Source organism: Streptosporangium sp. NPDC051023, from assembly GCF_040689595.1.
Taxonomy (GTDB): domain Bacteria; phylum Actinomycetota; class Actinomycetes; order Streptosporangiales; family Streptosporangiaceae; genus Streptosporangium.
In genome coordinates, this window is the sequence record NZ_JBFBCE010000069.1 from 1 (window position 1) to 19,897 (window position 19,897).

Annotated in this window: 18 protein-coding genes; 7 read left to right on the forward strand and 11 right to left on the reverse strand. The window is 69.6% G+C overall.

Annotated features, from left to right (window positions below; genetic code table 11):
- Window positions 1-189: 189 nt before the first annotated feature.
- Complete coding sequence (locus AB0395_RS34285) at window positions 190-636, reverse strand: ATP-binding protein (protein ID WP_366288164.1); 447 nt, start codon at window positions 634-636, stop codon at window positions 190-192.
- Between the two features lie 2 nt (window positions 637-638).
- The gene (locus AB0395_RS34290) at window positions 639-989 is read right to left on the reverse strand and encodes an STAS domain-containing protein (RefSeq protein WP_184711921.1); all 351 of its coding nucleotides are present in this window, start codon (window positions 987-989) and stop codon (window positions 639-641) included.
- Window positions 990-1,143: 154 nt separating this feature from the next.
- On the opposite strand from AB0395_RS34290, the gene AB0395_RS34295 reads away from it, so the two are divergent.
- The gene (locus AB0395_RS34295) at window positions 1,144-3,489 is read left to right on the forward strand and encodes a DEAD/DEAH box helicase (RefSeq protein ID WP_366288165.1); all 2,346 of its coding nucleotides are present in this window, start codon (window positions 1,144-1,146) and stop codon (window positions 3,487-3,489) included.
- 231 nt (window positions 3,490-3,720) lie between these two features.
- Here the strand turns inward: AB0395_RS34295 and AB0395_RS34300 are convergent, their stop codons facing one another.
- The 8 genes from AB0395_RS34300 to AB0395_RS34335 form a co-directional block, all read right to left on the reverse strand.
- Window positions 3,721-4,101: an Rv3654c family TadE-like protein gene (locus AB0395_RS34300; protein ID WP_366288166.1), complete on the reverse strand. Its 381-nt coding sequence runs from the start codon at window positions 4,099-4,101 to the stop codon at window positions 3,721-3,723.
- A gap of 509 nt (window positions 4,102-4,610) precedes the next feature.
- Window positions 4,611-4,961 (reverse strand): TadE family type IV pilus minor pilin, encoded by a 351-nt coding sequence (locus AB0395_RS34305; protein ID WP_366288167.1) that lies wholly within the window; start codon window positions 4,959-4,961, stop codon window positions 4,611-4,613.
- Window positions 4,962-5,005: 44 nt separating this feature from the next.
- Window positions 5,006-5,242, reverse strand: a complete 237-nt coding sequence (locus tag AB0395_RS34310; protein WP_366288168.1) for a DUF4244 domain-containing protein — start codon at window positions 5,240-5,242, stop codon at window positions 5,006-5,008.
- Between the two features lie 138 nt (window positions 5,243-5,380).
- Window positions 5,381-5,962, reverse strand: coding sequence for a type II secretion system F family protein (locus AB0395_RS34315; protein ID WP_366288169.1), 582 nt, complete (start codon window positions 5,960-5,962; stop codon window positions 5,381-5,383).
- A 627-nt stretch (window positions 5,963-6,589) separates the two neighbouring features.
- Window positions 6,590-7,306 carry a type II secretion system F family protein gene (locus AB0395_RS34320; RefSeq protein WP_366288170.1) on the reverse strand — a complete coding sequence of 239 codons (717 nt, stop codon included), beginning with the start codon at window positions 7,304-7,306 and terminating at the stop codon, window positions 6,590-6,592.
- On the reverse strand, window positions 7,303-8,679 hold the full coding sequence (locus AB0395_RS34325; protein ID WP_366288171.1) for a TadA family conjugal transfer-associated ATPase: 1,377 nt from the start codon (window positions 8,677-8,679) through the stop codon (window positions 7,303-7,305). The genes AB0395_RS34320 and AB0395_RS34325 overlap by 4 nt, the downstream gene beginning before the upstream one ends.
- Window positions 8,676-9,722 carry a septum site-determining protein Ssd gene (gene ssd, locus AB0395_RS34330; protein ID WP_366288172.1) on the reverse strand — a complete coding sequence of 349 codons (1,047 nt, stop codon included), beginning with the start codon at window positions 9,720-9,722 and terminating at the stop codon, window positions 8,676-8,678. Before ssd ends, AB0395_RS34325 begins: the two co-directional genes overlap by 4 nt.
- A 1,508-nt stretch (window positions 9,723-11,230) precedes the next feature.
- Window positions 11,231-12,004: a Fic family protein gene (locus AB0395_RS34335; RefSeq protein ID WP_366288173.1), complete on the reverse strand. Its 774-nt coding sequence runs from the start codon at window positions 12,002-12,004 to the stop codon at window positions 11,231-11,233.
- A gap of 494 nt (window positions 12,005-12,498) precedes the next feature.
- On the opposite strand from AB0395_RS34335, the gene acs reads away from it, so the two are divergent.
- The 5 genes from acs to AB0395_RS34360 all read left to right on the forward strand — a co-directional run bounded on the left by acs (window position 12,499) and on the right by AB0395_RS34360 (window position 17,939).
- Window positions 12,499-14,484 (forward strand): acetate--CoA ligase, encoded by a 1,986-nt coding sequence (acs, locus tag AB0395_RS34340; RefSeq protein ID WP_366288174.1) that lies wholly within the window; start codon window positions 12,499-12,501, stop codon window positions 14,482-14,484.
- Between the two features lie 293 nt (window positions 14,485-14,777).
- Window positions 14,778-16,004, forward strand: coding sequence for a Na+/H+ antiporter NhaA (gene nhaA / locus AB0395_RS34345; RefSeq protein ID WP_366288175.1), 1,227 nt, complete (start codon window positions 14,778-14,780; stop codon window positions 16,002-16,004).
- A gap of 26 nt (window positions 16,005-16,030) precedes the next feature.
- Window positions 16,031-16,522, forward strand: a complete 492-nt coding sequence (locus AB0395_RS34350) for a phage holin family protein (RefSeq protein ID WP_366288176.1) — start codon at window positions 16,031-16,033, stop codon at window positions 16,520-16,522.
- Window positions 16,519-17,442, forward strand: a complete 924-nt coding sequence (locus AB0395_RS34355; protein WP_366288177.1) for an alpha/beta hydrolase — start codon at window positions 16,519-16,521, stop codon at window positions 17,440-17,442. Before AB0395_RS34350 ends, AB0395_RS34355 begins: the two co-directional genes overlap by 4 nt.
- Complete coding sequence (locus AB0395_RS34360; protein WP_366288178.1) at window positions 17,439-17,939, forward strand: DUF309 domain-containing protein; 501 nt, start codon at window positions 17,439-17,441, stop codon at window positions 17,937-17,939. The genes AB0395_RS34355 and AB0395_RS34360 overlap by 4 nt, the downstream gene beginning before the upstream one ends.
- Before the next feature lie 151 nt (window positions 17,940-18,090).
- On the opposite strand, the gene AB0395_RS34365 is transcribed toward AB0395_RS34360, so the two are convergent.
- Complete coding sequence (locus tag AB0395_RS34365) at window positions 18,091-19,290, reverse strand: MarP family serine protease (RefSeq protein WP_366288179.1); 1,200 nt, start codon at window positions 19,288-19,290, stop codon at window positions 18,091-18,093.
- Window positions 19,291-19,362: 72 nt separating this feature from the next.
- Here AB0395_RS34365 and AB0395_RS34370 point away from each other — a divergent pair, with 72 nt between their 5' ends.
- The gene (locus AB0395_RS34370) at window positions 19,363-19,896 is read left to right on the forward strand and encodes a HEAT repeat domain-containing protein (RefSeq protein ID WP_366288180.1); all 534 of its coding nucleotides are present in this window, start codon (window positions 19,363-19,365) and stop codon (window positions 19,894-19,896) included.
- Window position 19,897 lies beyond the last annotated feature (1 nt).

Below are 19,897 nucleotides of genomic sequence, written 5' to 3' on the forward strand. Positions count from 1 at the left end.
CACCTGTTTAACCTTCTTTGCCCCCATAAAAAAAAAATTTTTTTTATCCCCCCCACCCCCGCCCCCACACCCCCCCCGCGGGCGCGTCCTGGTGGACGCGCCCGGCTGTCGGGGTTCTGACGCTGTGAGATCAAAATGTGCCGCTGGCCGGGCCGGAGACAGGTCGCGGGCCAGGCCGGGAAACGCCGCTCAGACCGCGGACAGGCCGTTGGCCGCCGCGGGCCAGCTCATGCGAATGCACATGCCCTTCTGACTCGGATAGACCTGGACGTCATCGGCAAGCCCCACGATGACCGCGATGCCGAAGCCGGACATCAGGGTGTCGGGGAGCTGCACGAGCGGGTCGTCGAATCGTAACAACGCACGATCCTGCTCCAGCTCGTCGCTAGGGGCCGAGTCGGTGACAGTCACCTCGAACCGCCCCAGATCATCACGCAGCTCGATGCGGATCGGCTCCCCCGGACAGTGGAGGCGATGTGCCTCGACGGCCCGGGAGCACGCCTCACCGACTGCGAGCCGTACCTCGTCCAGCAGCGACTCCTCCACCCCGGTGCGCCTGGCGATCGCCGTGGCGACCAGACGTGCCGTGCGCACGTGGGCGGGAAGGGCACTGAACGTCAGCTCGACGGTAGCCATGATTACTTGTCTGAGCCGTGAGCTTCCTTGGCCTCCTCAACCGAGGCATAGATACCGAAGACCTTCGTCAACCCGGTGATCCGGAAGATCTTCAGGATGCGCTCCTGGGTGCAGACCAACTCCAGTGAGCCGTCGTGCGCCCGAACTCGCTTGAGCCCGCCGACCAGGACACCAAGGCCCGTTGAGTCAAGGAAGTCGACCTTCTCCATGTTGACGAGCAGGTGGAAGTTCCCCTTGTTGACCAGGTCGATCAGGAGCTCACGCAATCTGGGCGCGGTGTAGACATCGATCTCACCCTCGACCTCAACGATGGTGAGACGGTCCTCGGAATGGTGGTCCAACTTCAGATCCACAGATCCTCCAGCGCCTTGCCTGCGAAAGTACCGATTCAGGCGTGACTCCTGGGACCGAGCGGCCCCCAGACGACAAGCCCCGACGCGCGGCATTCAACCATGCGTACGCTCAGTGTCTATACGAAATCACGATTCCCGGCGACTCTGCCCACAGATGCCAGACTGGAAACCAGTGACTCCGTCCTCATCCTCCCCCCTCAGAGCGGGTTCCGCGCTCAACCACCTGCTCGGCGTTCCCGCACGTCACGAACGCGTGACTCACGTCGAGCACGTTCCCGCACGTCAGGCGGGCCAGACTCGCTGGCCGGACTGGGTCGAGGAGCGCCTGGTTACGCGCTGGGCGAACCAAGGAATTTCTGGGCTGTGGCCACATCAGGCCGAAGCCGCTGAGCTGGCACATCGCGGCCAAAACGTGATCATCGCCACAGGCACCGCCTCGGGGAAGTCCCTCGCCTACCTGGTCCCCGCCATCTCCTCGGTGCTCGACGGCGGCACGGTCCTCTATCTGACGCCGACGAAGGCGCTGGCCGCCGACCAGCTCCGCGCGCTACGCGAACTGGACGTCCCCGAGCTGCGCGCGGCCACCTTCGACGGCGACACCTCCTTCGAAGAACGGGCCTGGGTCCGCAAGCATGCCAACTACGTGCTGACGAACCCGGACATGCTCCACCGCACGCTGCTGCCCCGCCACGCCCAGTGGTCGGCCTTCTGGCGGCGGCTGAAGGTGGTCGTGGTCGACGAGTGCCATGGCTACCGGGGCGTGTTCGGCTCCCACGTCGCGCAGATCCTGCGGCGCCTGCGCAGGGTCTGCGCGCGGTACGGCTCCGCCCCTGCGTTCGTGCTCTCCTCGGCGACCGCAAGCGAGCCCGGGGCCTTCGGAACACGCCTGACAGGCCTCCAGATGGCCGAGGTGACCGCGGACGCCTCTCCCCGGGGCGCGACCACCTTCGCCCTCTGGGAGCCTCCCCTGACCGATCTGCGCGGCGAGCGCGGCGCCCCCATGCGCCGTCCCGCGGCCGTGGAGAGCGCCGACCTCCTCGCGGACCTGGTCGCCGCGGACGTCCGCACCCTCGCCTTCGTCCGCTCCCGCAGAGCGGCCGAGTCGGTCGCCCTGACCACCAGGGCCAAGCTGCAGGACCTCGTTTTCGGCGCGGAGGCGTCGGCGGACCTGCCGGACAGGGTCGCGGCCTACCGCGCCGGATACCTCGCGGAGGACCGCCGCGGGCTGGAGAAGGCGTTCCGTTCCGGGGAGCTCCTCGGGCTCGCGACCACCAACGCGCTGGAACTCGGCGTCGACGTGTCCGGCCTCGACGCCGTACTCATCGCAGGGTGGCCGGGGACCAGGGCCTCGCTGTGGCAACAGGCGGGCCGGGCGGGACGCGCGGGGCAGGACGCCCTGGCGGTCCTGATCGCCAGGGACGACCCGCTGGACACCTACCTGGTCCACCATCCAGAGGCCCTCTTCGGTCGCCCGGTCGAGGCGATCGTGCTCGACCCGGGCAACCCCTACGTGCTCGGCCCCCACCTGTGCGCCGCCGCCGCCGAGATCCCACTGACCCAGGAGGACCTGGAGATCTTCGGGCCGACCTCGAAGGAGGTGCTCGCGGACCTCGTCTCGGACGGCCTGCTCAGGGAACGGGCGACGGGGTGGTTCTGGACAAGCAGGGAGCGAGCGACCGACCTCGCCGACATCAGGGGGGCGGGTGGTCCCCCCATCCAGGTCGTCGAGATGTCCACGGGGCGGCTGCTGGGCACCGTCGACGAGGCCTCGGCGCACACCAGCGTGCACACCGGCGCCGTCTACGTGCACCAGGGGGAGACGTTCCTGGTCGACGAGCTGGACCTGGAGGCGGGAGTCGCCCTCGTCGAGGCCGGAACCCCCGACTACACGACCTTCGCCAGGGACGTCACCGACATCTCGGTCCTCGAGTCCCTCCGGTCCCACCCGCTCGGCCCGGGAGAACTCCATTTCGGCTCGGTCGAGGTGACCCGCCAGGTCGTCTCCTACCTGAAGCGCCGCGCCCAGAGCGGCGAACTCCTCGGCGACGAGCCTCTCGAGCTTCCTCCGCGCACGCTGCGCACCCGCGCGGTCTGGTGGACCCTGCCCGCCTCCGCGACCCTCTCCCTGGCCCAGGAGGGCCTGGACCTCGGCGGGGCGGCACACGCGGCCGAGCACGCCTCCATCGGCCTGCTGCCGCTCTTCGCGACCTGCGACCGCTGGGACATCGGCGGCGTCTCCACCGAGCTGCACCCGGACACCGGGCTGCTCACCGTCTTCGTCTACGACGGCCACGAGGGTGGCGCGGGCTTCGCCGAACGCGGCTACGCCCGCGCCCTCGACTGGCTCACGGCTACCAGGGAGGCCATCCTCTCCTGCGAGTGCGAACGCGGCTGCCCGTCCTGCATCCAGTCCCCCAAATGTGGAAACGGCAACGAACCCCTCGACAAGAACGGAGCCCTCCACCTCCTGGCCACCCTGCTCTCCGACCCCCGGCCCTAAAGATCGGAGCCCAGCACGGCAGACAGACCTGCCCCCGGGAAGCGGCGCGACACCCTCAGGAGATGGACCGACACCCCCGGGAGGCGGCGCGACGCGCGACGTGCCGGTGTGCCCGGACGGGCACACCACCAACGCGAAGACCGTGAACGCCCACCAGCTCAAACACCGCCCACCGACACCGACCCGCTCCATCCCACCGCTCGTCGTACCTGCGCGAGGAAGCGCCCTGTCTCAGCCGATGGCATCGGCGATATAGACGGGACCCGCGCGAGCGGAGGCTGTGATCAGCCTGCTGCCCAGCGCGGGCAGCGAGAGCCGTACGGTCACCTGAACGTCGGCGATCCCGTAACCGTTGATGGAGCAGCGCATGAGCCTGGTTCCGTTGCCCACGGCTGACAAGGACGCCTCGGCGCACCCGCGCCGCGGGTCGGCGAAGGCCAGACGGGCGGCGGCGAGCGCACTCAGGTCAGCGGCGCTCCGGGCTCGGTGACGGGCGACCCTCGCCGTTCCGGCGAGCACGATCGCGGACGCCACAACGAAGATCAGCGCCATGAACCCGACCATCCAAACCGTCGCCGCCCCTCGATCACCCTCCGCCGCTCGCCCCGCCATTCGTCTCCTTTTCCTCTCCCCCACCTTCCTCTCCTCCACCTGACTTCACGACTCCTGACCTCTGATCCCACAGCTCCTCCACCCTGATCTCGCCCCTCCCTCCCCTGACTTCACAGCTCCTCCTCTCCCAACTTCACAGCCCCTTCCTCTCCTGGCTTCATGACTCGCCACTGTCTGCTTGTACTCATGGCCCACCGTTCTCCGCTCTTCACGGCTCGCCACTCCCCTCTCCGCCCTTTCACGGCCGACCCCTCCCATCTGCCTCACAACTCCCCGCTCGCCCCTGCGGCGTCCTCGGCCGCCCCTCCCCCGCCCGTCTCGTATTTCTCCCGGCAGTGTCCTTGGCGTCCTTGGCGTCCTTGGCGTCCTTGGCCTGTTCTCTTCTCGCTCCTCCTCCATCCCGATGGGACTCCCCCCTGCTTTCACCCACCTGTCTTCTCCTGTCCTGATGTCCGTCTCGACTTTCGTCCCTTACCTCTTTCGCTTCCGCCTCGTCGCCTGCCTGCCTCTCACCCCTGAACCTCACTCGGCTGCTCCACGCCTGGCTCGGTGGCGGAGACGGCGGTCGCGTGGACGGTGACGCCCGGCAGCGAGGCGCCCCACCTGGGGGCGATGCTCGCGGACACCTCCACCAGGGTGATCTTCACGCTCCGGGTGACCGTCACTCGCGCGCCCGGTGGGGCGGCGGCCAGGACGCCACCTCGCACGCGATCCAAGGGCTCGCCTCGCGATGCGGCTCTGGCGCCCGCCCAGGCGGCGTCAACACACTCAAGCTGTGCTCCGACCACGGCCACCGCCCACAGCGCGGCCGCCAGGACCACGACCAGCGCAGGTAGCGCGACCGCGGTCTCCGCGGTCACCGATCCTCTTGATCGAGGGAAGAGGGCAGCCGGTCTCATGAGGATCATTCGGCGATGTTGAGCGCCCGGTTGATCAACCCAGTGATCAACTGCTGAACCTCGGAGCTCGTCACCACCTTGAAGAGGAGTCCCGCGAAGGCGCAGGCGGCGATCGTCCCTACGGCGTATTCAGCGGTGGACATGCCTCGGTCGCGGCCGGAAGCCGTGGTCAGGAGCGCCCAGCGGACACGGAACCATCGCAGCCGGTCGGGGCAGTCGCGCTCGACGATCGATGGGGCCATCGTTTCCTCCTGGAGTCATGGCCGGGTTGGACATCCGGCACCTGTGAAGCCAGCTTTCTCGATGGGAGCGAAGTTCGGAGGGCGCGAAAGACATCCTGTGGATAACCCAGGAACAGTCGACAAAGCCCTGTGGATAACTCAGGGAAGCAGCACGTCACCGGCGAGGCTCACCACGACGGGGACAATGCCGAGGCAGACGAAAGCGGGCAGGAAACAGAGCCCCAGCGGAGCGACGGCCTGCACACCGACTCGCCGGGCAGCCGCGGAAGACGCGGCGCGGGCTGCCTGGCGGGAGTCGTCGGACAACCTGGTGAGAACGTCGGCCACGGGGGCGCCGCTGAGCGCGGCGCGGCTCATGGTGCGCGCCAATGGGGCCAGCGGGCGCTCAGCCGCCAGAGCCCGCCACGCGTCCTCCGGCGGGGCGCCCAGTCTCAGCTGCCCGCTCACCCACGCCAGCCGATCACCGAGCGGCCCGCCGACCGCCTCAACCGTCGCCTCGACGGCACCGGCGACCGGCCGTCCCGCGCGTAGACAGGCGACCATGAGATCAACCGCGAGCGGCAGATCCGCCGCCACACGATCACGCTCCCGGCGAAGCCGGGGCGGCTCCCGTTTCCTGACGACTCCCAGCGCTCCCACGAAGCCGACCATCCCCGCGACGGCTCCCGGCACGGCCCCGACGACGAGGAACACCGTCAGTCCGACGGCCGCGCAGAACATCACCTCTCCGCGGCTGGGCCGTCGTCCTCCTTCAAGCACGCGGGCCGTACTCAGGGGCGCGGAGAACGGGCGATCCCCCGCCGGGGGCGCCCAGGCTCTCACCGCGAAGGACAGGTCTGGCCGGGCCGACCGAAGCGAGGACGTCCGTGAGAAGGACGCCGGGGCGAAGGAGGACGGCTGAGGGTTGGAAGGCCGTAGGGCACCGCGAATCCGTTCGGCAGGATCACGGGAGGGCGTCCACAGCCATCCTGACACCCCTGCGAGGACAACGGCCAACATCGTGATCATTCGCTTCGCTCCTCACCGTCTGTCAGCAGCTGGCAGGGCGGAAGTGAACACGTCTCACACCACATAGCCCGAGTTCGTCGCACCCCACTTGTTCGCCCGGTCTCAGGCATTCCTCACGTCCTCTCGGGTCACACGGACATCACATGCCCGCGGCTCATCCAGGCCACAGGCACTCCTCACGCCTCATGTCGGCTCGGATCTCAGGCACTCCTCACGTCCTCTTGGGCCACACAGGCATCACATGCCCGCGGCTCATCCAGGCCACAGGCACTCCTCCCACTCCCCCGGGTACGAACGGCGCTTGCTTTCCTCTGCTCGGTGAAGCCGACCAGGCAGGGATCAGGCCTGCTGGGCACGAGCGACAAGGTGGTTCGTCCACCACAGGCCGCAGCCGTCGAGCGCGAGGCCGGAGAAGAGGCATCCCACTCCGGCCGGGCCACCGAACAGGAAGTCCAGCGGGCTCATGCCCAGCCCAGCGGCCATCAGCAGGCCGAGCGCGGGCAGGAAGGCCAGAAGGCGGGCGGTCGCGCGGGGACCGGCGAGTTGGGCGGCGAGGTCCTGGCGGTGGGCCTGCGCCTCTCTGAGCGAGACGGCGACGCGATCCACGAGGACGGACAGACCCGCCCCCGTGGTCACGCTCACCCGCCAGCAGGCGGCCAGTTCCCGAAATGCCTCGCCTCCTCTCTCCGGAGTCACGGTCAGCAGGGCGGCGGGGATGTCGCCGCCGTCCCTCGCGGCTGCGATCAGGGGGCGAAGCGCCACCGGGTCGGGGAAGTCCACGGCCGACACGGCGCGGGCCAGCGCCTCCCCAGCCGTCCGTCCTGCGGCAAGCTCGGCCGCGAGTCCCTGACACAACTCGACTGATGCCGCCTGCCAGGCCGCCGCGCGTCTCGACGGCCGAGAGGCGTCGGTGAACCTCGTGCGCAGCGGGCGCGACCGGCGCGGAGGTGAATGCGGATGACGCTCTCGCGCCCGCCACAGCCGGGCGGTCGCCGGACCGGGTCCGCTCCACAACCACGCCGCCACAGCGGCCAGAAACACGGCTGCCGTCGTCAAGACAGCACCCCGTGAAGGTCCACAGCCGAACCGTCCACTGGCCGGGAGGGTCGCCGGACCACCCAAGAGACATCCGATTGTTCGGGGTGGCGCCCTGCCTCGGCCGATTCACAGGACTTGTGTGCCTGTCCCCCCGGCACGGGGATGCCCGGGGTTGAGGCATGAGCCGGCAGAGGGGGGACGCCCGGGGCACGGGCTGCCAGGGCGGGGAATCCCGGGCCGGTGGTCACGTGACCGTCCGGGGAGAAGGTCAACGCGGGTTCCGCCTCGACCAGGCCTGAGGGACGGCGGGTCATCATGCAGATCTCGGCCACCCGGCGCCGCCCGTCGGCATGGTCGCGGGCAAGGTGGATGACGACGTCCAGCGCGGCCGAGATCTGGCTGTGAACCGCCTCCCGGCTGAGACCCGCGGCACAGGCCAGAGCCTCAAGACGCGGCGGGACGTCCATCGCGGTGTTGGCGTGCAGCGTGCCGCAGCCACCCTCGTGACCGGTGTTGAGGGCATTGAGGAGATCGACCACCTCCGCGCCCCGGACCTCGCCGACGACCAGGCGGTCCGGGCGCATGCGAAGAGCCTGGCGCACGAGATCACGCAGGCACACGCCACCGGCTCCCTCAAGGTTGGCGGGACGGGTCTCCAGCCGCACGACGTGTGGGTGGAGCGGTCTCAGCTCGGCCGAGTCCTCGACCAGCAGCAGCCGGTCGCCGGGATCGGCCAAGGACAGCAGGGCCGACAACAGGGTGGTCTTCCCCGTGCCCGTGCCGCCTGTCACGAGGAAGGCGAGCCTTGATCTGATCACGGCGGTGAGCACGGGAACGGTGTCGGCCCTGATCGTGCCCGCCCTGACCAGATCGGGAAGAGTGAGGGTACGGCGCGGCGGAAGCCGCAGGGACAGGCAGGTGCCCCCTGCGGCAACGGGCGGAAGAACGGCGTGGAGCCGTACGCCCCCGGCGAGACGGGCATCGACGTAGGGACACGCGTCGTCGAGACGCCTCCCGGCCGCCGCCGCCAGACGCTGGGCGAGCCGCCGGACCGCATCCTCCCCGGGAAAGACGACCGGAGTACGGCGCAGGCCGCGACCGTCGTCGATCCACACCTCTCCAGGACCGTTCACGAGCACGTCGGTGACCTCGGCTTCGGCCAGCAACGGCTCCAGAGGGCCAGCGCCGATCAGATCGGCGCACAGCGCCCGAGCCACCGCCAGGATCTCCGCGTCGCCGAGCACCGCGTGCTCCGCCCTGAGGGCGACCGCGACATGCGCGGCGCTGGGCTCGACCCCGGCGCGGGCCAGCCGTACCCGGACCGCCTCAACCAGCTCGGGCGAGGGTGCCGTCGCGGCTCCGGCCCCCTTCACCTCTCCCGCCCGCTTCATCTCTCCGCCCCGAGGATCGAGTGCAGGAAGGACGCGCAGAAACGACCGAGAGGAGTCCGTCTGCCGAGTGGGGGAAGATCACCCCGGTTGAGGGTCGCGGCGAGCCTGGGCTGGTCTGGGAGGCCGCCTGCGTACGGCACGCGGAGCGAGGCCGTGACGACGTCGTCGTCCAGGACGCCGCCGCGCACGACGGCCCGCACCTCGGTGGTGTGCTCGTGCAACCGGGCGAGCACCTGAGCCGCCGCGAGGACGCCGCGCACGTCGGCGGCGACGACCAGCAGGGTGGCTGTGGCTCTGCTGAGCGCCTCGGCGGCGGCGGGGTCGCAGTGGCGGGGCAGATCGACGACCACCAGGTCGAAACCGCGCCTGCCCGCTTCGAGGACCGAGCGCATCGCCTCCGCCGGGATGGCCTCGACCTCGCCGCGGTGGAAGGAGAGCAGGGTGAGCTCTGCGAAGGTGGGCAAGGCTGCCTGGAGTGCGGTGAAGCTGATTCTCCCTTCGCGGGCGACCAGGTCCGACCATCGTGCTCCGTCCGCCTCCTCCTGCCCGAGAAGCAGATCGAGGCCGCCGCCGAGCGGGTCGGCGTCGACGAGGAGGGTGCGCAGGCGCTGCCGGGAGGCGCTCAGCGCCAGTGAGGCGGACAGAACGCTGGCCCCGGCGCCACCGCGCCCGCCGACGACGCAGACCACGAGGCCCGCTCTCGACGCCGGTTCCACGACATCGGCGAACTCGTCGACCAGCTGCCGCTCCGCCGAAGGCAGTTCCAGCACGGTCTGGGCGCCGACCGCGACGCACTTGCGCCACGTGTCGGGGTCGGCGGGCGTCCGGGTGACCAGGACGACCCTGTGCCTGGGTGGCGGCCCGGTGGCGGCCAGGGCGTCGGCCATGTCACCGCCGACCACGACGAGCGGAGCCCTGTTCCAGTAGGGCCGGGCGTGCGCCGGCGCATGGGCGACGTCAAGCTCGGCTCCTGCGGCGGCGGCGACACGGAGGAGATCGTCGAGCAGATCATGATCCTCGGTGATGACCAGAGGGCGGTCCAAAGCTGCCTCCCTGAAGTGTGGGAGACCTCCTGATGCCTCCCTGAGGTGCGGGAGGCCCACTTTCGACGAGAAGCCACCACCGCGGGGTCCCCGAACACCGAACTGTGGACAACCGAGGAGCGCTCGACGTCACCTGTGGACAACTTCGCGATCGAGGTGACAGCGGGGGCGTTGGTACGGGCGGGCCTGGACAGGGGGCGGGCCGGACTCAGGCGGACCGGGAGTCACATCCGCGGACACGATCCAGGACGGGAAGAACTCGAGCGGGCCAGGTGATCCCAGCGAGGGAACAGCCGCACACCTTCCCCTCCATCGCACCCTCCGTCGGCGGGCCACCGCATCGATCCGTCACGCCCCGCGACGCCCATCGGCGGGTCACGTTCCGCGACCGAGTCGACGCGGCGACGCGGGATCTCAGGACGGGGCCGGGGATGCGGGGGAAGGCGACCCGGAGGAGAACGGGTGAGAAAAGTGGCGACCCCCGCCGGGGGGGGAGAGCGGGGGTCGCCAACCGGTCCGGCTCTGGGGGGGTAGAGCCGGTCCCGTTTCAGAAGAAAGCCTTCAAGGGTTGACCATGACAAGGCAACGCCATTGCGTGGCCGCCTCGTGCACAGTCACTCCAGTTTGAGGAGATACCACCTCATGCTGCCCGATCAACTTAAGTTTCGTCGAGGAGCAATCTCTAGTTTCCGCTAGTTTTTTCAATGTAACGATCGCGCATACGCATACCGGCCAATCAGGCGTGACCCTAATAGGCCCGTTTTTGACTACACAGAGTAACCAGACCCTTGAGCCCCAGACTAGACCAACGATCACCTATCAGGTGGAACGCGGCATATGAGAGCTTTGTCCACGAATGTCCCCGGATCTGTAAAGGACTTGGCGCCAGGGGTTCCCATCAGCCCGGATCCGTCGTACAAAGGGTGAACGGACCACTTGTCCGGGCACGACCGCCGGGTACCCACGTGCCGCCGAGCCGCGGGAGGCACGTTGAGGACGGGTCTCGACCCGTCCCAACGATTATCAGGTGCACGCTTGGTAACCCGGTGGAGTCGTGCTGGCGACGGCGCCCCATCCCCGGGGCGCCGTCCGCTGTGTCCAGGGCATGTCCGTAATAGACCCTCCGGCACGTCCGCCGTACGGCCTCCGAACCGGTCGCCCCGGTGAGCCGCAGATCTCCATGGGCCACAGCTTCTCGTCGACCACGCGGTGTCCGTGAGCCACAGGCCTCCGGGGATTCGCACGGTCTCCACGGACCGGACATCCCGGGCGACCGGAGCGAGCCAGACACCCCGTGCGGGCCGTACGGCCTTCGCACCCGGCCACACTCCCGTGGCCGGCCACGTCGCATACCGCCGTGAACACCTTGAACACCGTGAACACTTTGAACACGGAGAACGTGCGCACGCCACGCCCCGAGACCCGTCGTGACCTCGGGACCCGTCACGGACTGCCACCGTCGCCGAGAGGTGTCGCGGCCGTGCACGCACCCCGCCGCGGGCCCGCGATCAGCCGCGCTGCATGGCCTCGCAGATCGCCGTGGCCTCACGCACGCCGAGGACCATCGCGGAGGCGCAGTGCCGCACCCACGTCGTCACACCGTCCGGCGTCCCGGTCAGATAGGCCTTCAGGCTGTCTGCATAGGCGGATCCGAGTTCGAGGTGACCGACCTCGACGGCCGCCAGGGACTTCGGGTCCAGGCCGAACTCCACCAGCGTCAGCCGTTCCGCCGCCCTCGCGACCACCCCGTCCGCGGTCCCGAACGGCCGGAGCACGGCCAGCTCCGCGTGCACGATGGCCGCGAGCACCAGCGTGGGCGCCTTTGAGGGCCGCGTGACGAGGTCGACCAGCCCGTCGACCCTGGCCACGGTCTCCTCGGGACCTGGCGCCGCACCCACACCGAGGGGGTCGGGCGCCGTCGCGGAGGTCCGGGGGCGGCCGAGGGTTTCGGTCTGTCCCGCGGCGGCGAGGGTGTGCAGCCTGGCCAGCACCTGGCGCGGGGCCGTACGCCAGGTCGCGCCGAGACGGCCCAGCTCCGCCGAGACGCGCAGCGCGCCCTGGACGACCGGGTCCGTGGCCTCAGGGATGGCCTCAAGCGGAACGTCAACGCCTTCCAGCGCAGCGGACGCTCGGGCGCCGCGCAGGGCTGACCTGGCCGAGACCTCCGGGCTCTTGCGCCGCAGCACGCGATGGCCGTAGAGCCGGTCAACGGCCTTGCGCGTGTCGGCGACGGCCTGCGGCACTCCGGGCATTTCAGCGATGACAGCCAATGGGTCGTTCACGCTCCCCGACCATATCTGCCGGTAGAGGAGGCGGCGCACGACCCCCGGGGAGGCACCGTGAGCCGGGCGGGCGCGCGGGTGGCACCGGGACCCCGTATCGGGCCACGAGGAACGGGAGAGGGGCGCGGGGATCGGGCGAGGGACGCGAGGTGGCCCGCGGCGGGGCTGTCGCGGGGCCGCGACGGACACGCGGCGTCCTTACGGACCGTCCATAAGTCCCGCCGCAGGAACGCCCTCAGGCCGCCCGCCCCGGGCACGGTCGCCGTCTGGTTGGCCACCCCGTTAAAGCACCTGGAATAGCGTCCTCTACATTCTTACGATGACAAAAGAGCAACGTTTGTGCTGCGGTTGTTATCCGGTGTTAAGGCACCTGTGAACCGCGGGATCCGCTATCACCGATTGGTACAGACCAGTCTAGACCTCTTGTGGCGGGCGCCTCTGGCCTGGTGAAGTGGGACACGAACAGTAGACGAGCAGTACCTAAGGAGTGAGTAGTGGCCCCGGAGACCCCTGGTTCCGAGTCGCGTGAGACCCAGGAGACGCTGTCGAATCTGCTGCACGAGACCCGGCGGTTCGCCCCTCCTGCCGACCTGGCCGCGGCCGCGAACGTGACCGCCGATGCCTACGCTGAGGCCCAGCAGGACCGTCTGGCGTTCTGGGAGAAGCAGGCCGATCGGCTGACCTGGTCCAAGAGCTGGGACACCACCCTTGAGTGGAACCCGCCCTTCGCCAAGTGGTTCGTGGGCGGAGAGCTGAACATCGCGTACAACTGTGTCGACCGCCATGTCGAGGCAGGGCGTGGTGACAAGGTCGCCTACCACTGGGAGGGTGAGCCCGAGGGCGACAGCCGTACCATTACCTATTCCGACCTGCAGCGCGAGGTCGCCAAGGCCGCCAACGCCCTGCAGGAGCTGGGCGTCGGCAAGGGCGACCGGGTCGCCGTCTACCTGCCGATGATCCCCGAGCTGCCGATCACGATGCTCGCCTGCGCCCGCATCGGCGCGATCCACTCCGTGGTGTTCGGCGGCTTCTCCGCCAGCGCCCTCAGCGGCAGGATCAAGGACGCGGACGCCAAGATCGTGGTCACCGCCGACGGTGGTTACCGCCGTGGCGCGCCCAGCGCGCTCAAGCCGACCGTGGACGAGGCGGTCCAGGAGTGCCCCGGCATCGAGCACGTCCTGGTCGTGAGGCGAACCGGCCAGGAGGTGGCCCAGACGGACAAGGACGTCTGGTGGCACGACCTGGTCGAGCGGCAGTCCGAGACCCACGAGGCGCAGCCGCACGACGCCGAGCACCCGCTGTACATCCTCTACACCAGCGGCACGACCGGCAGGCCGAAGGGCATCCTGCACACCACGGGTGGCTACCTGACCCAGGTGTCCTACACCCACCACGCGGTGTTCGACCTGAAGCCGGAGACCGACGTCTACTGGTGCACCGCCGACATCGGCTGGGTGACCGGTCACTCCTACATCGTGTACGGCCCGCTCGCCAACGGCGCGACCAGCGTGATCTACGAGGGCACCCCGGACACCCCGCACCGGGGCCGGTTCTGGGAGGTCGTGCAGAAGTACGGCGTCACGATCCTCTACACCGCGCCGACCGCGATCCGCACCTTCATGAAGTGGGGCGACGACATCCCCGCCAAGTACGACATGTCGTCCCTGCGCATCCTGGGCAGCGTCGGTGAGCCGATCAACCCCGAGGCGTACGTCTGGTACCGCGAGCACATCGGCGGCAACCGCACCCCGGTCGTGGACACCTGGTGGCAGACGGAGACCGGCGCCATCATGATCAGCCCGCTGCCCGGCGTGACGAGCGGCAAGCCGGGCGCGGCCATGCGCCCCCTGCCCGGCATCACCGCCGACGTGGTCGACGACCAGGGCAACAGCGTCGGCAACGGCGGGGGCGGCTACCTCGCGATCCGTGACCCGTGGCCCTCCATGCTCCGCACGATCTGGGGCGACGACCAGCGCTACATCGACACCTACTGGTCTCGCTTCGAGGGCATGTACTTCGCGGGCGACGGCGCCAAGAGGGACGAGGACGGCGACATCTGGCTGCTCGGCCGCGTCGACGACGTCATGCTCGTCTCCGGGCACAACATCTCGACCACCGAGGTCGAGTCGGCCCTGGTCTCCCACCCGAAGGTCGCCGAGGCTGCCGTCGTCGGCGCGACCGACCCGGTGACGGGCCAGGCCATCGTCTCGTTCGTGATCCTGCGCGGCAGCGCGGAGGAGAGCGACGACATCGCGGCCGAGCTGCGCAACCACGTGGCCAAGACGCTGGGCCCGATCGCCAAGCCCCGCCAGATCCTGGTCGTCCCCGAGCTGCCGAAGACCCGCTCCGGCAAGATCATGCGGCGCCTGCTGCGTGACGTGGCGGAGAACCGCAGCGTCGGCGACGTCACCACGCTGGCCGACAGCACCGTGATGAACCTCATCTCCGAGAAGCTGCCCAGCGCCAAGAGCGAGGACTAGAACCTGCCAGCGAGCGCCCCACGCCCACAAGGACCACGGCTCCACAGCGGCCCTCGAAGACGCGGCCCACAAGGCACGCGACTCCAGGGCACAGCGCACGCACCACGTACACGTATGGCCGCAGGCGCGGCCGGCGAAGGCGCGAACCCCCACGCAGCGGGATTCGCGCCTTTTCGCCGTTAGGGGCACTGTAAATCCCTTTAGGTGGCCTTCTGTAGGCTGGTGATCAGGTGTGCCGGGAAGTCTGGTCGGCCAGGGAGGGAACAGGCCCTGCCTGTAATCCCGGAGGTCGTATGCGCCGCGTCGTCGAAATCTGGCCCTTCAGGCCGACCATCCGCTACTCTCGCCAGCTCGCCGAGGCGCTGAGGGCGGAGACGGTCGGCGGCGTCATCATGCTGATCGCCACGATCGCCGCCCTGGTCTGGGCCAACGTGTCCACCGCCTCCTACGAGGCGCTGCGCACCGCGACGTTCGGCCCTGCTTTCCTCCACCTCGACCTCGAACTCTACAAATGGGCCCAGAACGGCCTACTCACGATCTTCTTCTTCGTGGCGGGGATCGAGGTCAAGGAGGAGTTCGTCCACGGGGAACTGGCCAACCTCCGCAAGGCCGCGCTGCCCGTCCTCGCCTCGATCGCCGGCATGATCGTCCCGGCCCTGGTCTACCTTGCGGTGAGCTGGGGCGCGCCTGAGGCGGGGCGGGGCTGGGCCATACCGACCGCGACCGACATCGCCTTCGCGCTGGCGGTGCTGGCCGTGACGGCCAGCTCGATGCCCGCGGCGCTCCGCGCCTTCCTGCTGACCTGTGCCGTGGTCGACGACCTCGGTGCGATCGGCGTCATCGCCATCTTCTTCACCCGGCACCTGAACCTCCTCGCCCTGGTCGCAGCGGTCGCGGTCATCGCCCTGTACGGCCTGCTGCAGGCCAAACGGGTCCACGGCCTGTGGGCGTATCTGCCGCTCGCCCTCCTGGCCTGGTACCTCGTCGAGATCAGCGGTGTTCACGCGACCGTCGCCGGGGTAGCGCTCGGTTTGATGACCCGTGTGCACAGCGGCCCCGGCGAGGACCGCTCCCCAGCCGAGCTGGCCGACCACTACCTGCGCCCCCTGTCGGCGGGCTTCGTCGTGCCCGTTTTCGCGTTCCTGTCCGCCGGGGTCGTGCTCAGCGCGCAGAGCCTCGGCGCGATGTTCACGGACCGGGTGGTGCTCGGCGTCATCGCCGGGCTGGTCGTCGGCAAGTTCCTCGGTGTCTTCGGCGGGGCGTGGCTGGCCGTACGGCTCGGCCTGGCAAGACTGTCCGAGGAACTGCGCTGGCGGGACATGGCCGCGGTCTCGATACTGGCCGGGATCGGGTTCACCGTGTCGCTGCTGATCGGTGACCTGGCCTACGGGGATGATCCGGAACGGGTGAACGCGGTGACCACCGGCGTGCTCGCGGCGAGCCTCGCGTCTTCGGTCCTGGCAGCGATCCTGCTCCGGGTGCGCGTGCGTAACCGCGTCAACGCACAGGATGATGTTTGACATCGGCGCTCGATAGGAGATCGTTCATGACACACAACCCGTCAGCGGAGCCACAATCCGCACAACCGCAGGAGGAGTCGCTCGGTGCGCTGGTGGCCAACGCGACCGACCACATCTCCACCCTGGTCCGCGCCGAGATCGAGCTGGCCAAGGCGGAGCTCAGGTTCGACGCCAAACGGGTCGGCGTGGCCGCGGGCCTCTTCGGCGCCGCCGCCTTCATCGCCCACCTGTGCCTGATCCTGGCCTCGTTCGCCATCGCCTACGGACTGGTCGCACTGGGCGTGTGGCCGTGGCTGGCCTTCGCGGTCGTCACGGCGTTCTACCTGGTCGTCGCGGCCCTGCTGGTCCTGTTCGGGGTGCGCAGGCTCAAGGGTCTTGCCGGGATGAAGCGGACCCTGCGCTCGCTCAAGAGCCTCAAGGGCGGTGAGACGGAGCCCGACGGCGCCACGGCGGTCTCCGCTCCGCCGAGCGCGGGCCAGATCGGCACACACCGCGAATCGGTGAGACCGAACCAGTGAGCCACCCGGACGAGTCCCTGGTCAGGGTCGAGGGCCCGTGGACCCACCGCGCCGTCCACGCGGGCGGCACCCGCTTCCACGTGGTCGAGGCCGGTGAGGGCCCGCTCGTGCTGTTGCTGCACGGGTTCCCGCAGTTCTGGTGGACCTGGCGCCACCAGCTCGTCTCGCTTCCCGCCGCGGGCTACCGCGCCGTCGCCGTCGACCTGCGGGGCTACGGCGCCAGCGACAAGCCGCCACGCGGCTACGACCTGCCGACACTGGCCGGTGACGCGGCCGGGCTGGTCAGGGCGCTGGGCGAGAGCGGCGCGATCGTCGTCGGCCACGACTGGGGCGGGCTACTCGCCTGGACCATGGCCGTGCGGGACCCGAAGGCGGTCCTGCGACTGGTCCCGGTCTCGGCCCCGCACCCGCTCAGGCTCCGCTCCTCGCTGCTGCCCACCTCCTACGGTCAGCTCAGGGCCAGCGCGTACGCCCTGGGCTTCCAGCTGCCCTTCCTGCCGGAGTGGCGGCTGACCAGGAAGAAGGGCGCGCTGGTCGGGCGGATGCTCGACGAGTGGTCGGCACCCGGCTGGCCGGACGAGGAGGTCGCCAGGACCTACCGCGACGTGTTCCGCATCCCCACCGTCTCGCACTGCGCGCTGGAGTACCACCGCTGGTTCGCCCGCTCCCAGCTCCGCCCCGACGGGCTCCGCTACGCCAGGACCATGCGGGGGGAGATCCACGCGCCCACGCTGCAGGTGCACGGCTCGCTCGACAGGCACGCCCTGCCCCGCACCGCCCAGGGGTCGAGCCGCTACGTCACCGGGTCGTACCGGTGGCGGCTGATCGAGGGCGCGGGACACTTCCCGCACGAGGAACGGCCGGAGGAGTTCGACGCCGCGCTCATCTCCTGGCTGACCGACCCGGAGCCGGACCGGTGACGGCCGGGGACCGCCTTCCCGGCGAACCCGCCCGTGATCCCGGGAGCCGGACCTCCAGGGACCGCGACCCGGAGGGAAGACCTCGCAACCGCCGTCCCAGGGACGCGTTCGGACGCCCTCTGCCCCACGGAGCCGAGGGCGTCGAACGCGTCCCCGACGACTACGCCCCCGACGCCGAGGAGGCGCTCTCCGAGGCGCGCAGGCTGCTCGGGGAGGGCAGGCCCTTCCACGCCCACGAGGTGCTCGAGGGGCGCTGGAAGAACTCCCCTGCGCGGGAGCGCGAGCTGTGGCAGGGGCTGGCGCAGATCTGTGTCGGGCTCACCCATCTCCAGCGCGGCAACCGTCGCGGGGCCTCGGCGCTGTTCGCGCGGGGAGCCGACAGGATCTCCTCGTACGGCACGCCGTACGAGGAGATCGCCAGGGTGACACGCGAACTGGACGCCCAGGAGGACCCGGCCCCCGAGGCGGCCATCGCCAGGATCAGGGACCTGCTCTGACCGTCCCGGGGGTGCCGTTCCCGCGGGCACGCCCGCCAGTGTCCCGGTTCTGAGATTCCGTGTCGTCGACCGTGGGACCGCCGAGGCGCTGACCAGGTATTCGATGCTGGGCACACCTCATGTGGCGCGCCAGGAACTCGAACCCGGCTCACTAGTCGTCCTGGTTGCACTCCTGGGTGCTCACGGCGTTGAACAGCTTGGAGCCGTCTTCTGCGTCCGGTGACACCTCCGCCGCGGTCAGCGCGAACCCGGTCTCCTGCTGGTTGAGGGCTGCCGCGAAGACGACCCCGTAGACCCGGCCGTCCGGGGTGAGCAGCGGCCCGCCCGAGTTGCCCTGCCTGACCGTGCCGCGGATCGAGTAGACGTCACGGATGACGGACTTGCGCTCGTAGATGTCGGGCCCCTTCGCCCTCTGCTGCACCCTGATCCGGGCCTCCGCCAGGGTGTAGCCCTGGCCGTGCGGGAAGCCCGCGATGATGGCGTCGTCGCCCTTCTTCGCGGTGCCGTCGAAGCGCAGGATCGGCATGTTCAGGCCGGGGACGTAGAGGATGGCGATGTCCCTGTCGGGGTTGTAGAGCACGACCCTGGCCGGGTGGACGTTGTTGAGGTAGTCGGTGACCTCGAGGCCCTGGTTGACCCCCGCGACCACGTGGGCGTTCGTCATGATCTTGTTCTGGGAGAAGACGAACCCGGTGCCCTCGATGTGCCTGCGGCAGCTCGTGGCGACGCCCTGGACCTTGACGATGCCGCGGCGGGCCCGCTTGAGCTGGGGCCCCTTGGCCACGCTCTGGTCGGGCGGCGGGACCTCGACGATCTGGCTGCCCCCGATGGCGTCGAACACCCTGGGGAAGCCGGAGGTGTCGATGAAGTCCTTGAACGGCTTCTGGAAATCCTTGGCCGCGGCGGGCATGGCCTGGTCGATGGTGCTGATCAGCAGGGACCTGTTGACCTGCTCGCTCAGCATCGTGAACTGGGACGAGGCGATCAGCGAGCCGATCAGCCAGGCGATGACCAGCACGGAGAAGGCGCTGGCGAAGGTACCGCCGACCGCGTCGACCACCTTGGCCGGTTCCCAGGTGACGTGGCTGCGAACCACCGCGCCGATCGTCGAGGAGGCGAACTGCCCGATCGTGGCGGCAAGAAAGACGATGACGATGGCGAGCAGGGCCCGCTCGGTATCGCCTTCGACCACGGCTCCGGCGATCGGCGGGGCGATGAACATGCCCAGCAGCCCGCCGCCGACGAATCCGACAAAGCTCAGGGCTCCGATGATGAACCCCTGGCGGTACCCCGACACCGCGAAGGCCACCATCAGGGCGATCAAGATGAGGTCGAGGTAATTACCGCTCACCCCTTTACGGTATCCAGCCCTTGCCCCGCGCGTGCACCGCTTGTCCGAGGTCCCTGCGGTTATCGTGGCCGTATGGCAACGATCGGGGGGTCGCCGGCTGTGGAAACGCTCATCGAGACCGCGCTGCGGGACCGGGACCATGACGGCACGATCCGCTGGAACGCGATCGCCACGCTGCAGGAACGCGGCGACCTTGAGACCTTCACCGCGGCCAGACGGCTATGTGCGGGAGAGACGGTCGCCGAACGGATGCTCGGGGTCGACATCATCGGCAGGCTGCCGTTCGCCGACCGGAGCCTGCCCGTGCTGCGCTTCCTCGCGGCCAGCGAGGACGACTGCATGGTGCTCTACTCGGTGCTGATCGCCTTCGGCCACCTGAGGGACCGCCGCGCGCTGCCCTCCGTGATCGCCCTGGGCGAGCACGCGGACCCCAGGATCAGGTACGGCGCCGCCTACGCGCTGCCGAACATCATCGGCAGCCCGCCGGACCCGGCGGGCCTGGTCGCGCTCGAACGGCTGACCGAGGACCCGGACGACGACGTGGCCGAGTGGGCCCGTCTCGGGCTGGCGCTGTCGACGGGGCGGGAGATCGAGGAGATCGGTTGAC